The sequence below is a fragment of the Pseudomonas fluorescens Q2-87 genome (assembly GCF_000281895.1).
In the GTDB taxonomy this organism is placed as follows: domain Bacteria; phylum Pseudomonadota; class Gammaproteobacteria; order Pseudomonadales; family Pseudomonadaceae; genus Aquipseudomonas; species Aquipseudomonas fluorescens_S.
The window spans coordinates 4,865,350-4,883,574 of sequence record NZ_CM001558.1; the positions used below are offsets into that span (position 1 = coordinate 4,865,350).

Annotated in this window: 14 protein-coding genes and 2 pseudogenes; 4 read left to right on the forward strand and 12 right to left on the reverse strand. The window is 60.1% G+C overall.

Annotation, left to right across the window (positions count from 1 at the left end; genetic code table 11):
* Nucleotides 1–36: 36 nt before the first annotated feature.
* From lpxD to rpsB, 11 genes and pseudogenes are all read right to left on the reverse strand, one after another.
* Nucleotides 37–1,092 carry a UDP-3-O-(3-hydroxymyristoyl)glucosamine N-acyltransferase gene (lpxD, locus tag PFLQ2_RS06425; RefSeq protein WP_003184899.1) on the reverse strand — a complete coding sequence of 352 codons (1,056 nt, stop codon included), beginning with the start codon at nucleotides 1,090–1,092 and terminating at the stop codon, nucleotides 37–39.
* A 3-nt stretch (nucleotides 1,093–1,095) separates the two neighbouring features.
* Nucleotides 1,096–1,599, reverse strand: a complete 504-nt coding sequence (locus PFLQ2_RS06420) for an OmpH family outer membrane protein (RefSeq protein ID WP_003184901.1) — start codon at nucleotides 1,597–1,599, stop codon at nucleotides 1,096–1,098.
* Nucleotides 1,600–1,644: 45 nt separating this feature from the next.
* Nucleotides 1,645–4,032 (reverse strand): outer membrane protein assembly factor BamA, encoded by a 2,388-nt coding sequence (gene bamA, locus PFLQ2_RS06415; protein WP_003184903.1) that lies wholly within the window; start codon nucleotides 4,030–4,032, stop codon nucleotides 1,645–1,647.
* Between the two features lie 74 nt (nucleotides 4,033–4,106).
* Nucleotides 4,107–5,458 (reverse strand): annotated as a pseudogene (gene rseP, locus PFLQ2_RS28130) (RIP metalloprotease RseP).
* Between the two features lie 52 nt (nucleotides 5,459–5,510).
* Entirely contained in the window at nucleotides 5,511–6,701 is a 1,191-nt protein-coding gene (ispC, locus tag PFLQ2_RS06410) for a 1-deoxy-D-xylulose-5-phosphate reductoisomerase (RefSeq protein WP_003184906.1), read from the reverse strand.
* The gene (locus tag PFLQ2_RS06405; protein ID WP_003184909.1) at nucleotides 6,698–7,504 is read right to left on the reverse strand and encodes a phosphatidate cytidylyltransferase; all 807 of its coding nucleotides are present in this window, start codon (nucleotides 7,502–7,504) and stop codon (nucleotides 6,698–6,700) included. The genes ispC and PFLQ2_RS06405 overlap by 4 nt, the downstream gene beginning before the upstream one ends.
* A complete protein-coding gene (gene uppS / locus PFLQ2_RS06400; RefSeq protein ID WP_003184911.1) occupies nucleotides 7,504–8,259 on the reverse strand; it encodes a polyprenyl diphosphate synthase in 756 nt (251 codons plus the stop codon). The genes PFLQ2_RS06405 and uppS overlap by 1 nt, the downstream gene beginning before the upstream one ends.
* A gap of 13 nt (nucleotides 8,260–8,272) precedes the next feature.
* Entirely contained in the window at nucleotides 8,273–8,830 is a 558-nt protein-coding gene (frr, locus tag PFLQ2_RS06395) for a ribosome recycling factor (RefSeq protein WP_003184913.1), read from the reverse strand.
* Complete coding sequence (gene pyrH / locus PFLQ2_RS06390) at nucleotides 8,827–9,570, reverse strand: UMP kinase (RefSeq protein WP_003184915.1); 744 nt, start codon at nucleotides 9,568–9,570, stop codon at nucleotides 8,827–8,829. The genes frr and pyrH overlap by 4 nt, the downstream gene beginning before the upstream one ends.
* A gap of 213 nt (nucleotides 9,571–9,783) precedes the next feature.
* Entirely contained in the window at nucleotides 9,784–10,647 is an 864-nt protein-coding gene (gene tsf / locus PFLQ2_RS06385) for a translation elongation factor Ts (protein WP_003184917.1), read from the reverse strand.
* A gap of 207 nt (nucleotides 10,648–10,854) precedes the next feature.
* On the reverse strand, nucleotides 10,855–11,592 hold the full coding sequence (rpsB, locus tag PFLQ2_RS06380; RefSeq protein WP_003184919.1) for a 30S ribosomal protein S2: 738 nt from the start codon (nucleotides 11,590–11,592) through the stop codon (nucleotides 10,855–10,857).
* A 375-nt stretch (nucleotides 11,593–11,967) separates the two neighbouring features.
* Here rpsB and map point away from each other — a divergent pair, with 375 nt between their 5' ends.
* From map to PFLQ2_RS06360, 4 genes and pseudogenes are all read left to right on the forward strand, one after another.
* Nucleotides 11,968–12,750 carry a type I methionyl aminopeptidase gene (map, locus tag PFLQ2_RS06375; protein WP_003184921.1) on the forward strand — a complete coding sequence of 261 codons (783 nt, stop codon included), beginning with the start codon at nucleotides 11,968–11,970 and terminating at the stop codon, nucleotides 12,748–12,750.
* 39 nt (nucleotides 12,751–12,789) lie between these two features.
* A pseudogene (locus tag PFLQ2_RS06370) lies at nucleotides 12,790–15,491 on the forward strand ([protein-PII] uridylyltransferase).
* 60 nt (nucleotides 15,492–15,551) lie between these two features.
* Entirely contained in the window at nucleotides 15,552–16,751 is a 1,200-nt protein-coding gene (dapC, locus tag PFLQ2_RS06365) for a succinyldiaminopimelate transaminase (RefSeq protein ID WP_003184924.1), read from the forward strand.
* A 201-nt stretch (nucleotides 16,752–16,952) separates the two neighbouring features.
* Nucleotides 16,953–17,255, forward strand: coding sequence for an XRE family transcriptional regulator (locus PFLQ2_RS06360; protein WP_003184926.1), 303 nt, complete (start codon nucleotides 16,953–16,955; stop codon nucleotides 17,253–17,255).
* A gap of 221 nt (nucleotides 17,256–17,476) precedes the next feature.
* Here PFLQ2_RS06360 and PFLQ2_RS06355 read toward each other — a convergent pair whose 3' ends face one another.
* The gene (locus PFLQ2_RS06355) at nucleotides 17,477–17,836 is read right to left on the reverse strand and encodes a DUF6124 family protein (protein WP_003184929.1); all 360 of its coding nucleotides are present in this window, start codon (nucleotides 17,834–17,836) and stop codon (nucleotides 17,477–17,479) included.
* Nucleotides 17,837–18,225 lie beyond the last annotated feature (389 nt).

Below are 18,225 nucleotides of genomic sequence, written 5' to 3' on the forward strand. Positions count from 1 at the left end.
CCCTAACGGCTGTGCACACTTGATATGGAAATGGTATCAGCCATCTGATGAAGCATTACCGCCAGGGGTCACGTCCCCTACACGCTTTTCCACCTGCTTGAGGCGCCGCGCAATGTCGTCGAGCTGACGGATACGCGCCGCGCTCTTGCGCCATTCGGCTGCCGGCTGCATCGCCGTACCGGACGAATAAGCACCCGGCTCGGTAATCGAGTGAGTCACCATGGTCATCCCGGTCAGGAATACGTTGTCACAGATATCGATATGCCCCACCAGCCCCACGCCACCGGCGAGCATGCAATGCTTGCCGATCTTGGTGCTGCCGGAAATCCCCACGCAAGCGGCCATGGCGGTGTGGTCACCGACCTGGACGTTGTGGGCGATCTGGATCTGATTGTCGAGCTTGACGCCATTGCCAATGACCGTGTCGGCCAGGGCGCCACGGTCGATGGCAGTATTGACGCCAACCTCCACGTCATCGCCCAAGGTGACGCCGCCGATCTGGGCAATCTTTTGCCAGATGCCTTTCTCGTTGGCAAAACCAAACCCTTCACCGCCCAGTACCGCGCCGGATTGAATCACTACGCGCTTGCCGATGCGTACATCGTGATAGAGCGTGACACGCGGCGCCAACCAGCCACCTTCACCGATCTCGCAACGCGCGCCAATGACGCAATGAGCGCCCAGCGTGACACCGGCACCGATACGGGCCGCGCTTTCGATGACCACGAACGGACCGACGCTCGCCGTGGGGTCGACCACCGCATCCGCCGCAATCACGGCGCTGGGATGAATACCGGCAACCGCCTTGGGCTTGGGGTCGAACAGGTGGGAGATCCGTGCGTACGCCAGGTACGGATCGGGCACGATCAAGGCGTCGCCGACAAACCCTTCGGCATCGGCAGCCTTGAGCAACAGCGCGGCAGCCCGGCTATCGGCCAGGTATTTGCGGTATTGGGGATTTGCCAGAAAGCTCAACTGAGCTGGGCCAGCCTCTTGCAAAGTGGCTAGCCCAGTGATTGCCTTCTCCGGGTCGCCACGCAGGGTGGCGCCGAGGAACTCGGCCAATTGGCCGAGCTTGATGGTCGCTGTCATGGATTACTTCAGCTGATTCATGCGCTCGATCACCTGGCGCGTGATGTCGTACTGCGGCTTGACATCGATGACTGCGCCACGCTCGAACACCAGGTCAAAACCACCTTTCTTGATGACTTCTTCCACGGCGCTGTCGAGTTTCGGCTTGAGCTGCTTGAGCATTTCACGGTCGGCAACGGCTTTGGCTTCGTTCAGCTCCTTGGACTGGAACTGGAAGTCACGGGCCTTTTGCTTGAATTCAAGCTCCAGACGCTCGCGCTCGCCCTGGGCCATCTTGTCCCCACCGGCGACCAGACGGTCCTGGATACCCTTGGCGCTGCTCTCCAGGCCCTTGAGCTTGGTCAGTTGCGGGCCGAATTTTTTCTCGGCATCCACGGCGTACTTCTTCGCCGCGTCGGACTCCAGCAAGGCCATCTGGTAGTTCAGCACGGCGATCTTCATGTCGGCAAAAGCCGGACCTGCGACCAGTACGGTCGCCAGGAGAACCAATTGAGTCAACTTACGCACGATGTACTCCTACAAAATCCATTGTCGTTATCTTGGGGCAGACAGTTAGAACGTCTGGCCGAGGGAGAATTGGAACACTTGGGTTTCAGCGTCATCCGGTTTCTTGATCGGCATCGCCAGCGCGAAGCTCAAAGGGCCCAGCGCGGTGACCCAGGTCACGCCCACACCCACGGAACTGGCCATGTTGCTGAGGCTGATGTCGTTGCATTTGGCGTTGGACTTGGAGCCGTTGACGTTGGTGGTGTCATCGCAACTGGAGTCGAAGACGTTACCCACGTCCCAGAATACCGATGTGCGCAGGGAGCGTTGATCCTTGACGAACGGCATCGGGAACAGAACTTCCAGACCGCCCTGGATCAGGACGTTACCACCAAATGGCAGCGGATCCTGGTCCGGGTCCGCAACTGTACCTGCGTTACCAGTGGCCGCCGCACCGCGGCTCGGCGTACTGCGTGGACCCAAGGTGCTGTCCTTGAAGCCACGCACCGAGTTGAAACCACCCGCGTAATAGTTCTCGTAGAACGGCAGGCCGTCAGTCGAGCCGTAGCCGTCACCATAACCCAGCTCGGTGTGCATGCGCAGGGTATAGGTGTCGGTCAGCGGCTGGAACAACTGGCCGCGATAATCAAGCTTGAAGAACGACAGGTCGCTGCCAGGCGTAGTGGTTTCGAATACCAGGCTCTGGGAATGACCACGCGTTGCCAGGACACCCTTGTTCAGGGTCGACTCGGACCAACCGGCGGATGCCTTGAAGTTCAGGTAGCTGTCGCCTTCCTTGTTTACGAAGTCGAAGATCTCGTCAACGGTGTAGCGACCGGTGTTGATCTTGTCCTGCTGGGCGGTAAGGCCGAAGGTCAGGCGCGAGGTCTCGCTGATCGGATAGCCGACGTTGGCGCCGACACCGTAGCTGTCCACCGCATAGCTGGAAATATCGGAATCGAGCTCGTCATAGTCGGTGGTGCGATAGAAGGCGTTATAGCCCAGGCTCACACCGTCAGCGGTCCAGTAGGGGTCCACGAAGCCGAAGTTATAGCGAGTCTGGTATTCACTGCGGGTCAAGCCGATGCTGACCTTGTTACCGGTACCCAGGAAGTTGTTCTGGGTGATCGAGCCACCGAGGATCAGGCCGGCGCTCTGGGCGAAACCGACGCTGGCGGTGATCGAGCCGGAAGCCTGCTCTTCGACGCTGTAGTTCACATCGACCTGGTCATCGACGCCCGGCACCGCCGGTGTCTCGACGTTGACTTCCTTGAAGAAGCCCAGGCGCTCCAGACGGGTCTTGGATTGGTCGATCAGGTAGGTCGAAGCCCAGCCGCCTTCCATCTGGCGCATTTCACGGCGCAGCACTTCGTCCTCGGACTTGGTGTTGCCACGGAAGTTGATACGGTTGACGTAGGCACGCTTGCCCGGGTCCACGGCGAAGGTGATGTCGACGGTGTGGTCGTCATCGTGCGGCTGTGGCACGCCGTTGACGTTGGCGAAGGTGTAGCCCTCGTTACCCAGGCGACGTGTGATCAGCTCGGAGGTGGTGGTCATCAGCTTGCGCGAGAACACCTGACCCTTCTGCACCAGCAACAGCGACTTGACCTGGTCTTCAGGGACCTTCAGGTCACCGCTGAGCTTCACGTCGCGAACGGTGTACTTCTCGCCTTCGTTGACGTTGACGGTGATGTAGACGTGCTTCTTGTCCGGGGTGATGGACACCTGGGTCGAAGCGATGTCCATGTTGATATAGCCACGGTCCAGGTAGTAGGAACGCAGGCGCTCCAGGTCACCGGACAGCTTTTCACGGGCGTACTTGTCGTCGTTCTTGAAGAATGACAGCCAGTTGGTGGTCTTGAGTTCGAACAGGTCGATCAGGTCTTCGTCGGGGAAAACCGTGTTGCCCACCACGTTGATGTGCTGGATCGCCGCCACGGTGCCTTCGTTGATGTTGACCTTCAGGCCGACACGGTTGCGCGGCTGCGGGACCACCTCGGTGTCCACAGTGGCCGAGTAGCGGCCCTGGGCCACGTACTGGCGTTGCAGTTCGTTACGCACACCTTCGAGGGTTGCACGCTGGAAGATCTCGCCCTCGGCCAGGCCCGATTGCTTGAGGCCTTTCATCAGGTCTTCAGTGGAGATCGCCTTGTTGCCTTCGATTTCGATACTGGCGACCGACGGGCGCTCGACTACCGTGATGACCAGGACATTGCCGTCACGGCCCAGCTGGATATCTTGAAAGAAGCCGGTTTTGAACAGCGCACGAGTGGATTCCACCAGGCGCCGATCATCCGCCTGCTCGCCGACGTTCAGCGGCAAGGCGCCAAAGACGCTACCTGCGGATACCCGCTGGAGGCCATTGACACGAATATCAGAGATAGTGAAGGACTCGGCGTGAACTTCGGCGATCATCAATACGGTGAGAACCGCAGTTAGCAGCAGACGTTTCATGAAGTCCTTTCTTATTCCAACTGGCAATAAACAAACTGCCGCAAAATGCGGCAGATTCGCAATTCAGCGAAGCGTTACAGTCGACCCAGATCGTTGACGAGGGCAAGCAACATGACCCCGACCACCAAGCTGATACCGATCTGTATCCCCCAACCTTGCACCCGATCCGACAAGGGACGACCACGCGCCCACTCGATCAGATAAAACAGCAGATGCCCCCCATCCAGTACAGGAATGGGCAGCAAATTCAGAACTCCCAGGCTAATGCTCAGATAAGCAAGGAAATTCAGGAAATCAGCGACGCCCGACTGGGCAGAAGCGCCCGCCACTTTAGCAATGGTTATCGGTCCACTCAAGTTTTTTACCGAGAGCTCGCCGAACAACATTTTCTTCAGTGAGTCGAGGGTCAGTACACTCATGGTCCAAGTGCGCCGCGCACCCTCGCCAATCGCCGCCACAGGGCCGAAACTGACCTCGCGGATCATTTCCGGCGGCCAGTCGACAGCCTTGACGCCTGCGCCCAGGTAACCTGTCGGCGCCTTGCTCTCGCCACGGGCCGCCAGGGTGACCGGGACCTCGATTGGAGCACTGTCACGCTCGACGCGCAGCACAATTTTGGTATCAGGACGTACACGTACCGAATCGACCACCTGTTGCCAGTCGCCGATCGGCTGGCCGTCGAGTGCGAGCAACCGGTCGCCGGTCTTCAGGCCGGCAGCCTGGGCCGGGCCTTTCGGATCGAGCTCGGCGAGTATCGGCGGCAGTGCCGGGCGCCATGGGCGAATCCCCAGGGAACGGATCGGGTCCGGCTCGTCGGCGCCCTTGAGCCAGTTATCCAGCATCAGTTCCCGCGGCGAATCGATGGTGGAACCTTGCTCGCGGACCATCAGCTGCAACGAACCACTCTCGCCCAGGCGACGCACCAGTTGCAGATTGACTGCCGCCCAACCTGAAGTCGGCTCGCCGTCGATCGCAACGATTTCCTGCCCCGCCCCCAGCCCGGCCCGGGCGGCGACGCTGCCAGCTTCCACGCCGCCGATGACCGGTCGCACCTGCTCGCTGCCCAGCATGGCCAAGGCCCAGAAAAAACCATGGCCAGCAAGAAGTTGGCGATCGGCCCCGCCGCCACGATGGCAATACGCTGACGGACGCTCTTGCGGTTGAAGGATTGATCGAGCTGATCGACCGGCACTTCCCCCTCGCGCTCATCGAGCATCTTCACGTAGCCACCCAACGGGATCGCCGCCACGACGAACTCGGTGCCCTTTTTGTCGTGCCAGCGCAGCAAGGGCATGCCAAAGCCTACGGAGAAACGCAGGACCTTGACGCCACAACGGCGTGCGACCCAGAAATGACCGAATTCGTGAAATGTGACCAGCACCCCCAATGCCACCAGGGTGCCGACAATCATATAGAGAGCGCTCATCAGTTTTCTCCGCAATCCTGTCCAGGGCGACCCTGGCTAACGTATCGCAGCTTCAACGCCCGTGGCGTCGCAGCCATTGACCCGCCAACTCACGGGCCTTGGCGTCCGCCGTAAATACCGCATCGAGGTCATCGACCGAAACCACGGCTTCGAGATTCAAGACTTCCTCGATGATACTCGCGATCTCAAGGTAACGGACACGCCCATCGAGAAACGCTGCAACGGCCACTTCATTGGCCGCGTTGAGCATGGCTGGCGCGCTGTTGCCCGCCTCGGCCGCCTGTCGCGCCAGACGCAGGCACGGGAAGCGCTGTTCATCAGGCGCCTGGAAATCCAGGCGAGCGATGGCGAAGAGGTCCAGCGGCGCAACGCCCGAGTCGATCCGCTCCGGCCAGGCCAGTGCGTTGGCGATCGGGGTGCGCATGTCGGGATTGCCCAACTGAGCCAACACCGAGCCGTCGATATAGTCCACCAGTGAGTGAATCACGCTCTGGGGGTGAATCACCACCTCAACCTGGGAAGGCTTGGCATCGAACAGCCAGCAAGCCTCGATCAACTCCAGGCCCTTGTTCATCATGCTGGCCGAGTCCACGGAAATCTTGCGCCCCATGGACCAGTTGGGGTGCGCGCACGCCTGTTCGGGCGTCACGTGCATCAATTCTTCCAGCGGTGTCTGCCGGAACGGGCCACCAGAAGCGGTCAGCAGGATCCGCCGTACGCCGACGGCGCCCAGACCACGGGCAAAATCCTGCGGCATGCATTGAAAAATCGCGTTGTGCTCGCTGTCGATGGGCAGCAGCACCGAGCCGCTCTTGCGCACCGCCTGCATGAACAGGGCGCCGGACATCACCAGCGCCTCTTTATTGGCCAGCAGGATCTTCTTGCCAGCCTCCACTGCCGCCAGTGTCGGCCGCAAACCCGCTGCCCCTACGATCGCCGCCATGACCGCATCGACTTCAGGAGCCGAGGCCACTTGGCACAGGCCTTCTTCACCCACCAGCACGCGCGTGTCCAGGCCCGCCGCCCGCAGGTCATCCTGCAACGCCCGCGCCACACTGGCTTCGGGCACCACGGCGAACTGCGGCGTATGGCGTATGCACAACGCCAGCAACTCACTCAGGCGTGTGAAGCCACTGAGCGCGAATACTTGATAGCGCTCCGGATGGCGGCCAATGACGTCGAGCGTGCTGAGACCGACCGAACCGGTCGCACCCAGCACGGTAATCTGTTGGGCGCGACTCACGATGCCGCCATCCACAGCAGCACGGCGAAGATCGGGATCGCAGCGGTAAGGCTGTCGATACGGTCCAGCACCCCGCCGTGACCCGGCAACAGGTTACTGCTGTCCTTGATCCCGGATTGACGTTTGAACATGCTTTCGGTCAGATCGCCAACCACGGAGACAAATACGATGAGGGCGGCGCCAATCAGGCCCATCAGCAACTGCGCGACCGTCCAGTCCCGCACGAAGCCGACCACCGTCGTGATCACCAGGCTCAACACCAGGCCACCGTAGACCCCTTCCCAGCTTTTGCCCGGGCTGACTTTCGGCGCCAGCTTGCGCTTGCCAAAGGCGCGTCCGGAAAAATAAGCCCCGACGTCGGCGCCCCAGACCAGCACCATCACGGCCATGATCTGCCAGTTGCCCAGCGGGCCCTGCTTGATCCAGATGAGCCCCTGCCAGGCCGGCAGGAGAATCAACAGGCCAATCACCAGCTTGGTCGCGGTATTGGCCCAATGATGGGCGGTGCGCGGATAGGTCAGCACGAGGAAAGTCGCCGTAGCCCACCAGAGCACCGCGGCACCCAGCACCCAAGGCGCGAGGCCGGGCAGCACGTACATGATGAACAGCATGGCCGCCACGACCGCTGCGTAGGCCACGCGCGCCGACTGCGCAGGAAAACCCGCCAGCCGCGCCCACTCCCACGCCCCCAAGGTCACGACCAGACCGATGAACAGCGCGAAACTGGCGCCCTCGAGCAAGAAGAACCCGCCCAAGGCGATGGGTAACAGGATCAGGGCGGTGATGATTCGTTGTTTGAGCATTAAACCCGGGCTCCAGCTTCGATCTGCTCGCTCGTTTTACCGAAGCGACGCTGACGGGAAGCGAAATCGGCCAGTGCGGTACGCATGGCTTCGTGTTTGAAGTCCGGCCAGAACAGGTCGGAGAAGTACAGCTCGGCGTAAGCCAGCTGCCAGAGCAGGAAATTGCTGATGCGATGATCACCACCGGTGCGGATGCACAGGTCCGGCAACGGCAGGTCGCCGGTGGCCAGGCAGGTCTGCAACAGTTCAGGCGTAATGTCTTCCGGCCGAAGGTGCCCGGCCTGGACTTCCCGCGCCAGCCGCTGGGCAGCCTGGGCGATATCCCACTGGCCACCGTAGTTAGCGGCGATCTGCAGTACAAACCGATCGGCGCCAGCCGTAGCGGTTTCGGCTTCACGCATCGCAGCCTGCAGTTCCGGATGGAAACGCGAGCGATCACCGATGATACGCAGGCTGATCTTGTTTTCATCCAGGCGCTTGGCTTCACGCCGCAGCGCCTTGAGGAACAGGTCCATCAAGGCACTGACCTCATCGGCCGGACGCTGCCAGTTTTCGCTGGAAAAGGCGAACAGGGTCAGCACCTCGACCCCGGCCTCGGCGCATACCTCGATGACAGCACGAACCGCATCGACGCCCGCCTTGTGCCCGGCGACGCCGGGCATAAAGCGTTTCTTGGCCCAGCGGTTATTGCCGTCCATGATGATCGCCACGTGGCGCGGCACCGCGAACGGCACGGCCTGCTTGGTCTTATCCATTAAAACGAGACCCTTATACGGCCATCAGGTCTTTTTCTTTCTGCGCCAGATCCGCGTCGATCTTAGCCACGTACTTCTTGGTCAAATCGTCGATTTCGCCTGTCGCGCGACGCTCTTCGTCTTCACTGATTTCCTTTTCCTTGACCAGGTCCTTGAGCTGGCTGTTGGCGTCACGACGGATGTTGCGCACGGCAACGCGGGCGTCTTCAGCGACATCGCGGGCCTGCTTGGTGAAACCGCGACGGGTTTCTTCAGTCAGGGCCGGCATGGAGATCAGCAGCAATTCACCCAGGTTGGTCGGGTTCAGGTTCAGGCCGGCACTGCCGATCGCCTTGTCCACCGCGCCCAGCATGTTGCGCTCAAAGGCCACGACCTGCAGGGTACGGGCATCCTTGACGGTGATGTTGGCCACCTGCTTGATCGGGGTGTCGGAGCCGTAGTACGGCACCATCACGCCTTCAAGGATGCTTGGGTGAGCCTGGCCGGTACGAATGCGACCGAAGTTGTGCGCCAGGGACTCCAGGGATTTCTGCATGCGCTGTTCAGCGTCTTTCTTGATTTCGTTGATCATTGTTGCGCTTCCTCGATCAGTGTTCCTTCGGCGCCGCCATGGACGATATTCAGCAGGGCACCGGGCTTGTTCATGTTAAAGACGCGCAGCGGCATCTTGTGGTCGCGGCACAGGCAGATAGCCGTCAGGTCCATGACACCCAGCTTGCGATCCAGTACTTCATCGTAGGTCAGATGATCGAACTTCTCGGCATGTGGGTCCTTGAACGGGTCGGCTGTATAGACGCCATCGACCTTGGTTGCCTTGAGCACGACATCGGCATCGATCTCGATCGCTCGCAGGCAGGCGGCAGAATCCGTGGTGAAGAACGGATTACCGGTGCCGGCGGCAAAAATCACCACTTCCTTGGCGTTGAGGTGGCGCATGGCTTTGCGGCGATCGTAGTGATCGGTCACGCCAACCATGGAAATGGCCGACATGACGATGGCCGAGATATTGGCACGCTCCAGCGCATCGCGCATAGCCAGGGCATTCATCACAGTGGCCAGCATGCCCATGTGGTCGCCTGTGACCCGATCCATGCCGGCCGCGCTCAGCGCTGCGCCGCGGAACAGGTTGCCGCCGCCGATGACCAGGCCGACCTGCACGCCGATCCCGACCAGTTGGCCGACTTCCAGCGCCATGCGATCCAGCACTTTCGGATCGATCCCGAACTCTTCCGAGCCCATCAGGGCCTCGCCGCTAAGCTTGAGTAGAATGCGTTTATAGCGAGCCTGATAACCACTGCCCTGCTGAGCCATTGCGAATCTCTCCTGCGGCGTATTTTCGAAAATTCTTCAAGGCTGTTTTACAGCCTGCGTTCACTCTAGCTTGACGCTGACACAGCGCCATCGGAACACGGCTTTGTAAGCCAGTTCCGACAGGAAACCAATATAAATCGGCATCCCCATCCAAAAAGAGGCTGCGCGCGTTAAGCGGGCAGCCTCTTCTGGGCGACAGTTGTGAAAACTGTCTTATTGCTTGCTGGCAGCCAGCTGAGCAGCCACTTCTTCAGCGAAGTTGTCTACTGGCTTCTCGATGCCTTCGCCGACTTTGAAGTAGGTGAAGGAAACGATTTCGGCGCCTGCTTTCTTGGCCAGCTCACCGACCTTGACTTCAGGGTTCTTGACGAACGCCTGCTCTACCAGGCTGGCTTCAGCCAGGAACTTGGTGATGCGACCGGCAACCATTTTTTCAACGATTTCGGCTGGCTTGCCTTTGATCTTGTCTTCGTTGAGTTGCATGAACACGGCTTTCTCGCGTTCGATGGCGTCAGCGGAAACTTCCGACGGCAGCAGGAACTCAGGGTTGCTGGCTGCGACGTGCATGGCGATGTCCTTGGCCAGCTCGACGTTGCCGCCTTTGAGGGCTACGACGACACCGATCTTGTTGCCGTGCAGGTAAGAACCGACAACGTCACCTTCGATGCGAACCAGGCGACGAATGTTGACGTTCTCGCCTACTTTGGCAACCAGGGCTTCACGAGCCGATTCCTGAGCGGCGATCAGCGGAGCTGCATCGGTCAGTTTGTCGGCGAATGCTTTTTCAACGCTGGCAGCAACGAACGCCTTGAAGTCGTCTTGCAGGGCCAGGAAGTCAGTCTGCGAGTTGACTTCAATGATAACGGCAGCCTTGCCGTCTTCCTTGATGCCGATCGCGCCTTCAGCGGCAATGTTGCCAGCTTTCTTGGCAGCCTTGATGGCGCCCGAGGCACGCATGTCATCAATGGCTTTCTCGATGTCGCCGCCAGCCTTGGTCAAGGCTTTCTTGCAATCCATCATGCCTTCGCCGGTACGCTCGCGCAGTTCTTTGACCAACGCTGCAGTAATCTCTGCCATTTCAAAATCCTCTTGGATAGGTTTTCAACCATTCCACCCGATCGAACGGGCGATCAATTCTTCCTGAAAGCCACTGCTTATAGGCCGTTTCACGTTACAACCGGTCGATGAAGAACAGGCAACCGTGTCGGCGGCAAATGGTTTTCGAGGTGGCAAAAAGGGGGCCAAGCCCCCTTTTTGCTTACTGAGTCAACGCCAGGGCGTCAGTTACTCAGCGGCTGCTGCCGGAGCTTCTTCAGCGAAAACTTCGGTGCCGCCATTAACATTGTTGCGACCACGGATCACAGCATCAGCCATCGAACCCATGTACAGCTGGATGGCGCGAATGGCGTCATCGTTGCCTGGGATGATGTAGTCAACGCCTTCAGGGCTGCTGTTGGTGTCGACAACGCCGATGACCGGGATACCCAGCTTGTTGGCTTCGGTGATCGCGATGCGCTCGTGGTCAACGTCGATCACGAACAGTGCGTCAGGCAGACCGCCCATGTCCTTGATACCGCCCAGGGAGCGGTCCAGCTTCTCAAGGTCACGAGTGCGCATCAGCGCTTCTTTCTTGGTCAGCTTGGCGAAAGTACCGTCTTCGGCCTGGACTTCAAGGTCACGCAGACGCTTGATGGAAGCGCGAATGGTCTTGAAGTTGGTCAGCATGCCGCCCAACCAGCGGTGATCGACGTACGGCGAACCGCAACGTGCTGCTTCTTCAGCAACGATCTTACCAGCGGAACGCTTGGTGCCGACGAACAGAATCTTGTTTTTGCCCTGGGCCAGGCGCTCTACGAAGGTCAGTGCTTCGTTGAACATCGGCAGGGTTTTTTCAAGGTTGATGATGTGAATCTTGTTACGCGCGCCGAAAATGTACTTGCCCATTTTCGGGTTCCAGTAACGGGTCTGGTGACCGAAGTGCACACCGGCCTTCAGCATATCGCGCATGTTGACTTGGGACATGATAGTTCCTTGATAAGTCGGGTTTGGCCTCCACGTATCCCAATGACCAACCAGCGGCAAATAAAGCCGAAGGCACCCAGGTCATCGTGTCGACACGTGTGTGGATTTAAGCTTGCGGGGTCATCCCCGGAAAGCGGCGCATTTTATACCACAGCAAGGGCAAAAACGGAACACGGATTCTGAAATCCCGGTGAAGCCCCCCTTCCACAGCCCTTTCATGGGCCATGGACGCACCGCCTTATAGAGAGAAGCGATGCAGACGGGCGCGGATTTGCGCTGATCGTCTGTTAGAATCGCCTCTTTCAGGGCCGCCCGGATCAGTCTCCGCCGCCCATTACGTTTTGAACAGCGCCGTCAGGCGCAGAGAGAGCCTGTATGACCGTTACCCTCAAGACTCCCGAGGACATCGCCAAAATGCGTGTCGCCGGCAAACTCGCCGCCGATGTGCTGGAGATGATCGCCGACTACGTCAAGCCGGGTGTGACCACCGAAGAGCTGGACCGTATCTGCCATGACTACATCGTCAACGAGCAGAAGGCCATCCCGGCTCCGCTCAACTACAAAGGCTTCCCGAAGTCGATCTGCACCTCGATCAACCACGTGGTCTGCCACGGCATCCCCAACGAAAAACCGTTGAAGGATGGCGACACCCTGAACATCGACGTCACCGTCATCAAGGACGGCTACCACGGCGACACCAGCCGCATGTTCCATGTCGGCAACGTGCCGGAGTGGGCCCAGCGCCTGTCGAAAGTCACCCAGGAATGCATGTACATGGCCATCGAACTGGTGAAGCCGGGCTGCCGCCTGGGTGACATCGGCGAAGTGATCCAGAAGCACGCGCAGAAGAACGGCTTCTCGGTGGTGCGCGAGTTCTGCGGCCACGGCATTGGCAAGGTGTTCCACGAAGAACCGCAGATCCTGCACTACGGCCGTGCCGGCACCGGCATGGAGTTGCAGGCGGGCATGACCTTCACCATCGAGCCGATGATCAACCAGGGCCGCGCCGACACCAAGGTGCTGGGCGACGGTTGGACCGCCATCACCAAGGATCGCAAGCTGTCGGCCCAGTGGGAGCACACCTTGCTGGTGACCGAGACGGGGTACGAGATCTTCACCCTGCGCAGCGATGACACCATCGCTCGCGTTTCCGCCTGACCCAATACACAGCCTATAGATAGAAAGGAAAGCCATTCGATGCCGCAGGTGGATCCCGAACTCTTCGACCGCGGCCAGTTCCAGGCTGAACTGGCCCTGAAGGCAAGCCCCATCTCGGCGTTCAAGAAAGCGATCCGCCAGGCCCGCGAAGTGCTCGACCAGCGCTTTCGCGATGGGCGGGATATCCGTCGGCTGATCGAGGACCGTGCCTGGTTCGTCGACAACATCCTGCAAAAGGCCTGGGAGCAGTTCAACTGGAGCGAGGACGCCGACATCGCCCTGGTGGCGGTGGGCGGCTACGGACGCGGTGAATTGCACCCCTATTCCGACATTGATCTGTTGATCCTGCTGGACAGCGCCGACCATGAGGTCTTTCGCGATTCCATCGAGCGGTTCCTGACGCTGCTGTGGGACATCGGCCTGGAAGTCGGCCAGAGCGTACGCTCGGTGCAGGAATGCGCCGACGAGGCCCGCGCCGACCTGACGGTGATCACCAACCTGATGGAGAGCCGCACCATCGCCGGCCCCGAGCGCCTGCGCCAGCGCATGCTCGACGTCACCAGCACGGCGCACATGTGGCCGAGCAAGGATTTTTCCTGGCCAAGCACGCCGAGCAGAAGGCCCGTCACCACAAGTACAACGACACCGAATACAACCTGGAACCCAACGTCAAGGGCTCGCCGGGCGGCTTGCGGGACATCCAGACGATCCTCTGGGTAGCCCGTCGCCAGTACGGCACGCTGAACCTGCGAGCCCTGGCCGGCGAGGGTTTCCTGGTGGAAAGCGAAAACGCCTTGCTGGCTTCGTCCCAGGAATTTTTGTGGAAGGTTCGCTACGCCCTGCACATGCTCGCCGGACGCTCCGAAGACCGCCTGTTGTTCGATCACCAGCGCTCTATCGCCGGCCTGCTGGGCTTCGAGGGCCAGGACGCCAAGCAGTCCATCGAAAACTTCATGCAGCAGTACTATCGGGTGGTGATGAGCATTGCCCAGCTCAGCGAGCTGATCATCCAGCACTTCGAGGAAGTCATCCTCGCCCCAGAAGACGAAGAGCCGCCGCAGCCGATCAATTCACGCTTCCAACTGCATGACGGGTACATCGAGGCGCGCAACGCCAATGTCTTCCGTCGCACACCCTTCGCCATGCTCGAGATTTTCGTGCTCATGGCCCAGCAGCCGGAAATCAAGGGGGTGCGCGCCGACACCATTCGTCTGCTGCGGGAAAACCGGCATCTGATCGATGAAGACTTCCGCCACGACATCCGCAACACCAGCCTGTTCATCGAGCTGTTCAAGTGCAGGATCGGCGTGCACCGCAATCTGCGGCGGATGAACCGCTACGGCATTCTTGGGCGCTATCTGCCGGAGTTCGGGTTCATCGTCGGCCAGATGCAGCACGACCTGTTCCACATCTATACGGTCGATGCCCATACCCTGAACCTGATCAAGCACCTGCGTAAGTTGCAATACACCCAGGTGTCGGAGAAATTCCCGCTGGCCAGCAAGCTCATGGGCAAGCTGCCCAAACCTGAGCTGATCTATATGGCGGGGCTGTACCACGACATTGGCAAGGGCCGTCAGGGCGATCACTCCGAAATCGGTGCAGTGGATGCCGAGGCGTTCTGCCAGCGCCATCAACTGCCGGTATGGGACAGTCGGTTAATCGTGTGGCTGGTGCAGAACCACTTGGTGATGTCCACCACTGCCCAGCGCAAGGACCTGTCCGACCCGCAGGTGATCCACGATTTCGCCCAAACTGTCGGCGATGAAACCCGCCTGGATTATCTCTACGTGCTGACCGTGGCCGACATCAACGCCACCAACCCGAGCCTGTGGAATTCCTGGCGCGCCAGCCTGTTGCGCCAGCTCTACACCGAGACCAAGCGTGCCCTGCGCCGCGGCCTGGAAAACCCAGTGGACCGCGAAGAACAGATCCGTCGTACCCAAAGCGCAGCCCTGGACATCCTGGTACGCGGCGGCACCGACCCGGACGACGTCGAGCAGCTCTGGTCGCAACTGGGCGATGACTATTTCCTGCGCCACACCGCCGGCGACGTGGCCTGGCACAGCGACGCGATCCTGCAGCAACCGGCCGATGGCGGGCCACTGGTGTTGATCAAGGAAACCACCCAGCGCGAGTTCGAAGGTGGCACGCAGATCTTCATCTATGCCCCGGACCAGCACGACTTCTTCGCCGTGACCGTGGCGGCGATGGACCAGCTCAACCTCAACATCCACGACGCCCGGGTCATCACGTCCAGCAGCCAGTTCACCCTCGACACCTACATCGTGCTCGACACCGACGGCGACTCGATTGGCGACAATCCGGCGCGGGTCAAGCAGATCCGCGATGGCCTCACCGAAGCGCTGCGCAACCCGGCGGACTACCCGACCATCATCCAGCGACGGGTGCCGCGCCAACTCAAGCACTTCGCGTTTGCTCCCCTGGTGACGATCCACAACGACGCCCAGCGCCAGGTCACGGTGCTGGAGCTCAGCGCCCCGGATCGCCCGGGCCTGTTGGCGCGGATCGGCCATATATTCCTGGAGTTCGACCTGTCACTGCAAAACGCCAAGATCGCCACCCTTGGCGAGCGAGTGGAGGACGTGTTCTTCATCACCGACGCCCACAACCAGCCGTTGTCCGATCCGCAGCTGTGCAGCCGCCTGCAGGAAGCGATCGTGCGGCATTTGAGCGTCAACCAGGAACCGGATGCTCACATGACACGCATCAGCATCTAAACGAACAACACTCCCTGTGGGATTGCCGCACCGCCGCTCCCACATTGAACGAGGCCCCCGATGAACAACGCTCTGAACCAGTTGCAGCCCTACCCGTTCGAAAAGCTCCGCGCCCTGCTCGGCACCGTCACGCCCAACCCGGACAAACGCGCCATCGCCCTGTCCATCGGCGAGCCCAAGCACCGCTCGCCCAGCTTCGTCGCCGAAGCCCTGGCCAGCAACCTGGAAAAAATGGCCGTGTACCCGACCACCCTCGGTATCCCGGAGTTGCGCGAAGCCATCACCGGCTGGTGCGAGCGTCGCTTCAATGTGCCGAACGGCTGGCTCGACCCGGCGCGCCATGTGCTGCCGGTCAATGGCACCCGTGAAGCCCTCTTCGCCTTCACCCAGACCGTGGTCAACCGTGGCGACGATGCGCTGGTGGTCAGCCCGAACCCGTTCTATCAAATCTACGAAGGCGCGGCGTTCCTGGCCGGGGCCAAGCCGCACTACCTGCCATGCCTGGACGAAAACGGCTTCAATCCGGATTTCGATGCGGTATCGCCAGACATCTGGAAACGCTGCCAGATCCTGTTTCTGTGCTCTCCAGGCAATCCGACCGGCGCCTTGATTCCGGTGGATGTGCTGAAAAAACTCATCGCCCTGGCCGACGAGCATGACTTCGTCATTGCCTCAGACGAGTGCTACAGCGAACTTTACTTCGACGAACAGACTCCGCCGCCAGGCCTGCTCACCGCCTGCGTCGAACTTGGTCGCAAGGATTTCAAGCGCTGCGTGGTGTTCCACAGCCTGTCCAAACGCTCCAACCTGCCAGGCCTGCGCTCCGGTTTCGTGGCCGGCGATGCAGACATCCTCAAGGGCTTTTTGCTGTATCGCACCTACCACGGCTGCGCGATGCCGGTTCAGACCCAACTGGCGAGCATCGCGGCCTGGAACGACGAAGTGCATGTACGGGCCAACCGCGCGCTGTACCGGGAAAAATTCGACGCCGTGCTGGAAATCCTCAGCCCGGTGCTGGACGTGCAAAGGCCCGATGGCAGCTTCTATCTGTGGCCGAATGTGGCGGGCGATGATGCGGCGTTCTGCCGAGACCTGTTCGAACAGGAACACGTGACGGTCGTGCCGGGCTCCTACCTGTCCCGCGATGTGGACGGCGTCAACCCGGGGGCCGGGCGTGTGCGCATGGCGCTGGTTGCACCATTGGCTGAATGCGTGGAAGCAGCGGAACGGATTCGCGCGTTCATCCAGCGTCGGGGTTGATAGCTGTAACGGACTGAAGTGGACCGCTGTTGTGGCGAGGGAGCTTGCTCCCGCTGGGCTGCGCAGCGGCCCCAACAGCAACATCCGTACCGGCCACCACCTCCCCTGTACAAATCCTCAGTAATACCCAGGTTGAGCAGTGCACCTATTTCGGTACACCTCATTCATAATGGATACCGCGCCATTATGATGAGGTACGGCATGAACAAGCACATTGGATCTAATTTTGACGACTTCCTCGCCGAGCAAGGCATCGCCGAAGAAGTTTCCGCCGCTGCGCTCAAACGTGTTATTGCCTGGCAGATTGCCGAAGCCATGAAGCTTCAGAAAGTGACCAAAAAGGCCTTGGCACAACGGATGCACACCAGTCGCACTGCTGTTGATCGTGCGCTCGACCAGAACGATGCGGGAATGACGCTGGCAACGCTTGCCAGCGCAGCCCGTGCGCTGGGTCAGAGAGTGGAAGTGCGGCTGGTTCCTGAGCATGAAGGGGCTCACGCATAAGCTGTCGTGGCGAGGGAGCTTGCTCCCGCTGGGCTGCGCAGCGGCCCCAAAGCAGTCAACTCAATTTGCCTGACACACCGGGCTGTCAGGTTTTAGGGCCGCTTCGCGCCCCAGCGGGAGCAAGCTCCCTCGCCACAGGGGTTTGGCGTCGACCACCCTATGTGTGAGCGACACAGAACCACTGTGGGAGCTTGCTCGCGATGAGGCCGGCACTTATTGCATCAAGTCCGAAGCTCTACCCGATCCAAGGCCTTGGTCGCCAACAACGCCCCCAACTCAATCATCTGCGCCACTCCCAACGCCACATGCCGCCGCGAGCCGTCCAGATCAAACGCCAGGTCACTGAGCATCGCATTGGCCGAAGCGAGGGTTTCGCTGAGGTTGGCCAACAGGGCTTCGGTATCGACGCTGTCCGACACGATGAACAGCTGCGTCGAGGGCTTGGGTTCTGACTCGCTGTCGCCAGGCTTGAGGTAATGATCCAACGCACGATCAGCGGCTTCTTGCAGCTTTTCGGGGGCGTAGTCGCCGTAGGGGAAAGTTGATGCTGGCTTTGGAGGATTCGGAGTTTCTTTGATCATGTGATGCTCCTTGGGTTTGGGAGCTGCCACAAAGTCTTCTCACGGACTGGAGAGTGGCAGCTGTACGCGGGGTGAGAATCCGAGTCAAACCCACAAAACCCGGCCATGTCGAAGCATGCCCGCGCACAGCCGCCATAACACGAAGCATGGACGAAACGCGCCTGCACTTTATATGGCGGGCGCTTATGCGCATAGTGGGTGTTCGGATTCTCACGTCCGGTCGCTGAATTGGCAGCGACATCCAAAGGCTAGAGCCCTCGCTTCCGACGGACAACCTTAAAAACTTGTCGGAAACTTCGGTGCGTCTGACAGACCGCGATCGCCTGCTCAGACAAGAAAAGAAATAAAACGTACTGAGATAAGCGAAGCCATTGATTTCATTGGCTTAG

Excerpts from the sequence above, each read along its gene's own strand:
- lpxD (WP_003184899.1), bottom strand. The coding sequence starts at position 1,092 with ATGACAGCGACCATCAAGCTCGGCCAATTGGCCGAGTTCCTCGGCGCC.
- bamA (WP_003184903.1), bottom strand. The coding sequence starts at position 4,032 with ATGAAACGTCTGCTGCTAACTGCGGTTCTCACCGTATTGATGATCGCC.
- PFLQ2_RS06405 (WP_003184909.1), bottom strand. The coding sequence starts at position 7,504 with ATGCTCAAACAACGAATCATCACCGCCCTGATCCTGTTACCCATCGCC.
- uppS (WP_003184911.1), bottom strand. The coding sequence starts at position 8,259 with ATGGATAAGACCAAGCAGGCCGTGCCGTTCGCGGTGCCGCGCCACGTG.
- frr (WP_003184913.1), bottom strand. The coding sequence starts at position 8,830 with ATGATCAACGAAATCAAGAAAGACGCTGAACAGCGCATGCAGAAATCC.
- pyrH (WP_003184915.1), bottom strand. The coding sequence starts at position 9,570 with ATGGCTCAGCAGGGCAGTGGTTATCAGGCTCGCTATAAACGCATTCTA.
- tsf (WP_003184917.1), bottom strand. The coding sequence starts at position 10,647 with ATGGCAGAGATTACTGCAGCGTTGGTCAAAGAACTGCGCGAGCGTACC.
- rpsB (WP_003184919.1), bottom strand. The coding sequence starts at position 11,592 with ATGTCCCAAGTCAACATGCGCGATATGCTGAAGGCCGGTGTGCACTTC.
- map (WP_003184921.1), top strand. The coding sequence starts at position 11,968 with ATGACCGTTACCCTCAAGACTCCCGAGGACATCGCCAAAATGCGTGTC.
- dapC (WP_003184924.1), top strand. The coding sequence starts at position 15,552 with ATGAACAACGCTCTGAACCAGTTGCAGCCCTACCCGTTCGAAAAGCTC.
- PFLQ2_RS06360 (WP_003184926.1), top strand. The coding sequence starts at position 16,953 with ATGAACAAGCACATTGGATCTAATTTTGACGACTTCCTCGCCGAGCAA.
- PFLQ2_RS06355 (WP_003184929.1), bottom strand. The coding sequence starts at position 17,836 with ATGATCAAAGAAACTCCGAATCCTCCAAAGCCAGCATCAACTTTCCCC.